The 5,411-nt window shown below is 73.2% G+C and carries 4 protein-coding genes; all 4 read left to right on the plus strand.

The window, feature by feature from the left end; genetic code table 11:
* Positions 1 to 220: 220 nt before the first annotated feature.
* The 4 genes from ABZ570_RS29515 to ABZ570_RS29530 all read left to right on the plus strand — a co-directional run bounded on the left by ABZ570_RS29515 (position 221) and on the right by ABZ570_RS29530 (position 4,799).
* Positions 221 to 811 (plus strand): R3H domain-containing nucleic acid-binding protein, encoded by a 591-nt coding sequence (locus tag ABZ570_RS29515; protein WP_358070684.1) that lies wholly within the window; start codon positions 221 to 223, stop codon positions 809 to 811.
* Positions 812 to 1,403: 592 nt separating this feature from the next.
* On the plus strand, positions 1,404 to 2,141 hold the full coding sequence (gene rsmG, locus ABZ570_RS29520) for a 16S rRNA (guanine(527)-N(7))-methyltransferase RsmG (RefSeq protein ID WP_358070709.1): 738 nt from the start codon (positions 1,404 to 1,406) through the stop codon (positions 2,139 to 2,141).
* A 249-nt stretch (positions 2,142 to 2,390) separates the two neighbouring features.
* On the plus strand, positions 2,391 to 3,743 hold the full coding sequence (locus tag ABZ570_RS29525) for an AAA family ATPase (RefSeq protein ID WP_358070687.1): 1,353 nt from the start codon (positions 2,391 to 2,393) through the stop codon (positions 3,741 to 3,743).
* 27 nt (positions 3,744 to 3,770) lie between these two features.
* Positions 3,771 to 4,799: a ParB/RepB/Spo0J family partition protein gene (locus tag ABZ570_RS29530; RefSeq protein WP_358070689.1), complete on the plus strand. Its 1,029-nt coding sequence runs from the start codon at positions 3,771 to 3,773 to the stop codon at positions 4,797 to 4,799.
* The last annotated feature ends 612 nt before the right edge of the window (positions 4,800 to 5,411 follow it).

Genomic DNA, 5,411 nt, shown 5'->3' on the forward strand with positions numbered 1-5,411 from the left:
CAGGGCTGAGCTTTCGGGCCGCCGCTGATCCTGGCGGCGGCCCGTCCGGCCCCCGAGCTGCCACCGTACGGTCGGCGCCGGGCCGGAACCGCCGCGCGGAGCGCGGTCACGGGCGAAACTGCCCGTACAGACGTGCCCGAGGGCATCGGCGAAACCCCGCGCCGGCCCCGGGAGACCAGCGGACCCGACGGTCCGGCCGAGCGAGTACGGAGATGAGACCGTGACCGACACCAGCATCCCCAGCGCGGACCAGTCCCTGGCCGAGGAGACCGCGCCGGCCGTCGCCACCGAGGAGGCGGAGGAGACCGAGGTCGAGCAGGAGGCCCGGGAGAAGAAGGCCCCGGCCGACAGCGACCTGTTCCGGCAGAGCGAGATCGCCGCCGACTACGTCGAGGGCCTGCTCGACATTCTCGACTATGACGGCGACATCGACGAGCTGGTCTCCGGGGGCCGGCCGGTCGTCGAGGTGGTCGGCGGTCGCCTGCAGAACCTGATCGGCCAGCGCGGCGCCACCCTGGAGGCCCTCCAGGAACTGGCCCGGCTGGCGGTGTTCCGGCAGACCGGCTCGCCGAGCCGCCTGCTGCTCGACGTCGGCGGCTACCGGGCCGCCCGGCGCAAGGAGCTGGCCGCCGTCGCCAAGAACGCGGTGGAGAAGGTCAAGGAGTACGGCGAGTCCGTGCGCCTGGAGCCGATGTCCGCGTTCGAGCGCAAGTGCGTGCACGACGTGGTGAATGCGATGAGCGGCGTGGAGAGCGAGTCCGAGGGCGTCGAGCCGAACCGCCGTATTGTCGTCCGACCGGTGGCGGACTGACGGAGTGGCCTCCGACGACACGACGGCGGATGCCGTGGCCGGCCCGGGTGGTACGCCGCCCGGGCCGTCGGCTGTCCGGCACGACCCGGCCGTCGACCCGCTCTTCTCCCACGACGAGCCGGCCGACCCGTCTCTCCCCGGTGCGCCGTCCAGCGCGGCCGATCCGAGCTTCTCCGCTCCCCCGGAGGAGCCGGTTCCGCCTGCCCGGCCTGAGCCGGCCCATCCGGTGGATCCCTCCGGCGATGTGGCCCCGGCCTTTTCCGGCGAGCCGGTGACTTCGGCCTTCTCCGGCGAGCCGGTGGCCCCGGCCGTCTCCGGCGAGCCGGTGGCGGCGACGTTCTCCGCTGAGCCGGTGGCGGCGACCGAGCCGGCCATGACCGGCGAATCGTCAGCCGTACCGGCCGAGCCGGCCGCGGTCGCTCCGGTCGGGGCCGTCGAACCGGTGTTCGCCGAGCCGTCCGCCGCCGACGAGCGGCTGGGCGCCGAGCCGTCCGCCGCCGACGAGCCGGTGGTCGCCGCGCCGGATCCGTCCCTCGTGGACGGTGCCGCCGCGCCCGCCGACCAGCGGGCCTCCGCGAGCCCGCCGTCCCCGGTGGCCGCGACGCTGCCGCCCGAGCTGGCGGACGCTGCCCGTACCCTGTTCGGCGACCGCCTCGACCTGGCCGCCGCGTACGCCGAACTGCTGGCGACGGACGGCGTGGTGCGCGGCCTGATCGGCCCCCGCGAGGCCCCCCGCATCTGGGATCGGCACCTGCTCAACTGCGCGGCGATGGCCGAGCGGATTCCCGCGGGCGCGAGCCTGCTCGACGTCGGCTCCGGTGCCGGGCTGCCCGGCCTGGTCCTGGCCATCGCCCGGCCCGATCTCACGGTCACGCTCGTGGAGCCGCTCGCCCGGCGGACCGCCTTCCTCGTTGAGGCGGTCCAGCAGCTCGGCCTGACCGCTTCGGTCCGGGTGTTCCGGGGCCGGGCGGAGGAGGCGGCGGCCGGTACGCGCGACCGCGGGCCGCTGAGTGCCGACATCGTCACCGCGCGGGCGGTTGCCGCGCTGGACCGGCTCGCTGCCTGGTGCCTGCCCCTCGTGGTGCCCGGCGGGCGGTTGGTGGCGCTCAAGGGCACCTCGGCCGCCGAGGAGATCACCGAGCACGCCGAGGCGGTGGCCCGGCTCGGTGGGGGCGAGCCGGAGCTGCACCGGTGCGGCGTCGGCGTCATCGACCCGCCGGCCACCGTGATCGAGGTGGTCCGGGAGCGCGTGGTCGGTCCGGTGCGGAAGAAGGGCCCGAAGCGTACGCGTGGTGGCCGCCGCCGTGGCGGGTCCGGCCGGGACCGCTGACCCCACAAGGCTTTCCGCAAGCCGCCGGTCCGGCCGCGAAAAACGGTGCGATCCAGCCCATCGATCCGAACCCGACGTGGACCCGCTGCGCCCGTCCGCCGTAGGCTGGCCGCGCGTCGATAGTGTGGAACGGCGGTGTCGGGCGGCACCCGAATCCGACCGATTCCCGCTGGGCCGTACGCCGCGCCGGAGCGCGGGGCCTGATCGACGGGGTGCGGACCGACCATCCGGAGCGGGCAGGGATGACAGGTGCATGACGACGGCAGGTACGACGATCCACGGGTGACCGGACCAGAGGCCGACCCCGTTTCACGTGAAACCGACTATCAGGGCTGGCCGGTGGGCGACGGCTCCCGCGGCCCGGCCACGACTCCTCCCGACTGCGACCCGCTGGTGCACCGGGACGTACCCGTCGCGGGTGCCGCGCGTCCGACCTCCTCCGTGCCGGCGAACGTACCGCCGGCTCGCGATCCGCACGAGGCGGCCGGCCGTCCGGCGAACGCATCCAGCCCGCGTCCGACGCCGGTCGGCGGCAACGCGGCGGTCCCCGGCCGCTACGAGCCGCAGCCGCCGGGTCCGGCCGTACCGGAGCAGGCCACCCCGCAGGCGGCCCCGGACCGGGTGGCCGACGTGGTGGTTCCCTTCGACACGCCACCGGGCACCGGCTATGGTGCCGAACCCGCCGCCAGCACGTACGTTTCACGTGAAACCCCGACGCGCGAAGAGGATGACCCACCGTTGGCTATGGAGGCGATGCGCGCCGTGCAGATCCTGAATCCCAGTGGCGAGGTGACCATGCCTCGGCCCGCCCGGACCCGGGTGATGTGCGTCGCGAACCAGAAGGGCGGCGTGGGCAAGACCACGACCACCGTGAACCTGGCGGTGGCGCTCGCCCTGCACGGCAACCGGGTCCTGGTGGTCGACCTGGATCCGCAGGGCAACGCCTCCACCGGGCTCAACGTGCCGCACCACACCGGGGTGCCAGACGTGTACGACTGCCTGATCGACAGCGTGCCTCTGGAGGAGGTGGCGCAGGCGGTCGAGGGCATCCCGAACCTGTGGTGCGTACCGGCCACCATCGACCTCGCCGGTGCCGAGATCGAGTTGGTGTCGGTGGTGGCCCGGGAGTCCCGGCTGGCTCGCGCCATCGCCGCCTATCCGGGGCACTTCGACTACGTCTTCATCGACTGCCCGCCCTCGCTCGGCCTGCTGACCGTCAACGCGCTGGTCGCCGCGCAGGAGGTGCTGATCCCCATCCAGTGCGAGTACTACGCGCTGGAGGGCCTCAACCAGCTGATCAACAACATCAACCTGGTCCGCCAGCACCTCAACCCGAGGCTCGAGGTCTCCACCATTCTGCTCACCATGTACGACCGGCGTACCCGACTGGCCGACGCCGTCGAGCAGGACGTCCGGAACCACTTCGGGGACAAGGTGCTCCAGGCCGTGATCCCCCGGAACGTACGGGTTTCCGAGGCACCGAGCTACGGGCAGTCGGTGATGACCTACGATCCCGGTTCGCGGGGGGCCACGAGCTACTTCGAGGCCGCCCAGGAGATCGCCGAGCGAGGGGTCAAGGAGCCGGTGAGCCGGAATGCGTAGTGCGGAGAAGTCGCTGGGAGGCGTCGCATGAAGAACCGTCCCCGCGGCGGTCTGGGCAAGGGCCTGGGTGCCCTCATCCCCACCGGGCCGATGCCGGGTATCAGCCCGACGGTCGCCGAGCCCGGAGCCGGCACAGGGGCGATCCCGCCCCCACCCACCGGAGGCGCGGCGGCGGCCGTGACCGGAGCGGGTGCGGCACCGGTGGCAGAGCCGGAGGCGCAGCTGAGCCCGGTGCCGGGGGCTCGCTTCGCCGAGGTCCCGGTCGACGCCATCGTGCCGAACCCGAAGCAGCCCCGGCAGGTCTTCGACGAGGAGGCCCTGGAGGAGCTGAAGGTCTCGATTCAGGAGGTCGGCTTCCTCCAGCCGATCGTCGTACGCCAGCTCGACGGCGAGAAGTACGAACTCGTCATGGGTGAGCGGCGTTGGCGGGCGGCCCAGGCGGTCGGCCGGGAGAACATTCCCGCGATCGTCCGGGACACGCGGGACGACGCGATGCTCCGGGACGCGCTGCTGGAGAACATCCACCGGGCCAACCTGAACCCGCTGGAGGAGGCGGCCGCCTACCAGCAGCTCCTGGAGGAGTTCGGGGCCACCCATGAGGAGCTCGCCCGCCGTATCGGGCGCAGCCGGCCGCAGATCTCCAACACGATTCGGCTGATGAACCTGCCCGCCCCGGTTCAGCGCCGGGTCGCCGCCGGGGTGCTCTCCGCCGGCCATGCCCGGGCGCTTCTCAGCCTGGAGGACGCGGAGGCCCAGGAACAGCTCGCCAAGCGGATCGTCGCCGAGGGCATCTCCGTACGCGCCACTGAGGAGATGGTGGCGCTCGCGCTTGCCGACGGACCGGCGAAGACCCCGGCGGCGAAGCGGCGGCCGAAGCCGCACGCTCCGGCGCTCTCGGACCTTGCCGACCGGCTTTCCGACCGGTTCGACACCCGGGTCAAGGTCGACATCGGTCGCAGCAAGGGCAAGATCACGATCGAGTTCGCTACGGTCGACGACCTCGAGCGGATCGTCGGCATTATCGGCGTGGGCCAGGAGGACCAGCCCGGCGAGTGAGCCGGCCTCACCGGATCGGCCGCGTGGGTCCCCTGTGGACCGCGCGGCCGATCCGCTTTTTGCCGGCAGGTCGATCGAAAGCTCCCACGCGGCCGGCAGGGGCGCGCAGCAGATGGCTAGCTGCCCCGTCGGGCTGTGTCCCGAACAGAAGTTCTCCGCGCAGTCTGAGTGGCCGCTGCCCGGCGCTCCTCCTCGTCCATCCCGCCCCACACTCCGGGAAAGCGCGATTACCTGGGTGGCCGGCCGGAGGGCACCGGTTTGCTCGGGCGGCAGCAGGACGGCCCGGCGCCCGCCATCGCAGCGCCGGACCCGGCGGCCGCGCTGCTGTCCTGACTCGGCTGCGTTCCCACGCCCGGCGGCCGACCGGCCTGGCGATCCGACGGCTACCGCGCACCGAAGGCAGGCGGTTCCGAAAGCCGCCCATTGGCCCGCTACCGCAGGGCGGCCGGGTGCGGGGCTGCCACGAGGCTCGGCGCGGGGCGAGCGCCTCGATGTACCGGAGAGGACGCCGGCGAGGCGAGGGGCCGTCGGCCGACATGCAACCAGATCCGGATGCGTGCGTCGGCTTCCCTTCCCCCGGCAGGCCGTCACCGATGGCGGGATCATCACTCG

Source organism: Micromonospora sp. NPDC007271 (assembly GCF_040634005.1).
Lineage (GTDB): Bacteria > Actinomycetota > Actinomycetes > Mycobacteriales > Micromonosporaceae > Micromonospora.